The organism is Dietzia sp. Cai40, from assembly GCF_014145165.1.
In the GTDB taxonomy this organism is placed as follows: Bacteria; Actinomycetota; Actinomycetes; order Mycobacteriales; family Mycobacteriaceae; genus Dietzia; species Dietzia natronolimnaea.
This window is the reverse complement of record NZ_JAALEB010000464.1, coordinates 1-2,362: the sequence shown is the minus strand read 5'-3', so window position 1 is coordinate 2,362 and position 2,362 is coordinate 1. Positions and strand designations below refer to the sequence as shown.

Genomic DNA, 2,362 nt, shown 5'->3' with positions numbered 1-2,362 from the left:
CCTCGTGCAGATGCTCGTCGTGTTCGTCGGGATCCTCGGCGCGGGGTTCGCCCTCCAGACCCTCGGCGGACTGCGGGGGGAGGAGACCACGGGACGGTTGGAGCTCGAACTCGCGGCCGGCCGCTCGAGATGGTCACTGTTGGCCCTGCACACCGCTGTGGTCGCCGCGGGCGCCGTCCTGGTCGTGGTGGCGGGTTCCGCGGCCTTCGCGCTGGCCACCTCCGTCGCCCTCGACGACCCGGACTCGCTGGGGCGCATCGTCGCGGCCGGGTCCTGGCAGGTGCCGGCCGCGCTCGTGTTCGTCGGGGTGTCGGTAGCTCTGTTCGGGTGGGTACCCCGCATGCAGGCCCTGGCCTGGGCGCTGTTCGCCGTCTCCGCGGTCGTCACGTTCATGGGCCCCACCCTCAGACTCACCGAGTCCCAGATGCGCCGGTCACCGTTCGGTGCGGTGGGGCGGGCCCCCGTCGGGCCGGTCGACACGATCGGGGTGGCGGTACTGCTGCTTGTGGCGGTCGCCCTGGTGGGCGCGGGGCTGGTCGGGTTCCGTCGGCGCGACGTGCCGCGGACGTGACCGCCGAGCTGACACACTGACCACACAGCTGTAGACGATCCGGCCGACGACGGCCCGATCTGACATCACCCGGGAGGATCACATGTCGGACGAGTTCGATCGAGACCGGCTGGACGCAGCCCTGGCGGCCGTCGAGGACTGGCCGGTGGACAACGTCTCGGCAGCGGTCGTCGGTCCGGAGGGGCTCCTGGCCGTGCGTGGCGACGAGGACCGCGTCTACCGTCTCGCCTCGGTGACCAAACCGATAGTGGCCGTGGCCGCGCTCCTCGCTGTCGAGGAGGAGGCGATCTCCCTCGACGAGGCCGCCGGGCCCGAGGGCTCGACCGTCCGCCACCTGTTGGCCCACGCATCCGGTCTGGACTTCAGTGATCGCGGGAAGGTGCGCGCCGGGCCGGGGGAGCGACGCATCTACTCCTCGGCCGGCTTCGAGGTGCTCGCGGACCACATCGCCGACGCCACGGGGATCGCCTTCCCCGACTACCTCACCGAGGCCGTGTGTCAGCCGCTCGGGATGGGATCGACGGTGCTCGAGGGCTCGGCCGGACACGGCGCCTCGGCCAGCCTCGCCGACCTGGTCGCCTTCGCGACCGAACTCGTGGCACCGCGGCTCCTGGCGCCCGAGACACTGGAGGAGGCGGTGAACGAGCAGTTCCGCGGCCTCGACGGCGTCGTGCCCGGTTACGGAATGCACAAACCGTGTCCGTGGGGTCTGGGGTTCGAACTCCGGGAGGCCAAGTATCCCCACTGGACCGGCCAGCACAATTCTCCCGGGACCTTCGGGCACTTCGGACAGTCGGGCACGTTGCTGTGGGTGCAGCCCGAGATCGAGACGGCCCTGGTCGTGCTCACCGACCGCGACTTCGGGGACTGGGCCAAACCGCTGTGGCCGGAGTTGTCGGACAGGGTGGTGGACGCCGCAACCCGTCGCAGCCGCCCGGAGGACTCCCTCGGGGGCTGACGCACCCTCCTCGCCGACACGCCGCCGGGGACTCACACCGGCGGGATTACGGTGCTGTAACTTTGCTGAGAATGCAGAAGTGTCGCTGGTGTAATTCGTTCACTTGAGGCACAGTTGTGTACTACAACCACATACGAATCATCGTTCACACGATATCGCGAGGTCGTTGGGGAAGACGTCCCTCAGTGAGTCGGGAGTGAAGCGATGTCTGATCTGAACCATTTCGCGGATACGACGACCGGCGTGGTGTTCATCCATGCCGCGCCTACCGCGTTGTGCCCTCACGTCGAGTGGGCTCTCGCGAGCACCCTCGACGCGTCCTCCGCCATGCGTTGGGAGGACCAGCCGGCCCAGCCGGGCGCCCGCAAGGCGATCGTCGACTGGATCGGTCCGGTCGGCACCGGTGCTCGCCTGGCCGATTCGCTGGCCAAGTGGTCGATGCTGGCCTTCGAGGTCACCGAGGACCCGAGCGACCTCGTCGACGGCGAACGCTTCTCGCACACCCCGGAACTCGGGATGTGGCGAGGCCAGACGGGCGCGAGCGGGGACGTGGTGATCGGGGAGAACAGGCTCCGGCACCTCATGGCCGCAGGCCCCGCCGCGTTCCACGCCTCGGTGGACGCCGAACTCGGCACCGCATGGGACCGCGCGCTGGAGCCGCTCCGCGGGCATCCCGCCGCTGCCGAGGTCACCTGGCTCTCCCGCGTCGGCTGACGAGCGCCGACAGGCCGGTTCCGGTCGGCGATCCCCGACTCACGACGACTCGCCGACGAACGCCCGCACCCTCTCGGGGTGCGGGCGTTCTCGTGCCGCGGGGCGGGCCGGGGCGGGCC

General features: G+C 70.2%; 2 protein-coding genes and 1 pseudogene. All 3 read left to right on the top strand.

What is annotated here, in order from left to right; genetic code table 11:
• Positions 1-571, top strand: a pseudogene (locus G6022_RS15680) (hypothetical protein); the annotation flags it as partial.
• Positions 572-653: 82 nt separating this feature from the next.
• A complete protein-coding gene (locus tag G6022_RS15675) occupies positions 654-1,529 on the top strand; it encodes a serine hydrolase domain-containing protein (RefSeq protein ID WP_179524985.1) in 876 nt (291 codons plus the stop codon).
• Positions 1,530-1,733: 204 nt separating this feature from the next.
• Positions 1,734-2,243 carry a DUF3145 domain-containing protein gene (locus G6022_RS15670; protein ID WP_179524986.1) on the top strand — a complete coding sequence of 170 codons (510 nt, stop codon included), beginning with the start codon at positions 1,734-1,736 and terminating at the stop codon, positions 2,241-2,243.
• Positions 2,244-2,362: the final 119 nt, after the last annotated feature.

What these genes read in the sequence shown, in the direction of transcription:
- G6022_RS15670 (WP_179524986.1), top strand. Translation starts at nt 1,734, where the DNA reads ATGTCTGATCTGAACCATTTCGCGGATACGACGACCGGCGTGGTGTTC.
- G6022_RS15675 (WP_179524985.1), top strand. Translation starts at nt 654, where the DNA reads ATGTCGGACGAGTTCGATCGAGACCGGCTGGACGCAGCCCTGGCGGCC.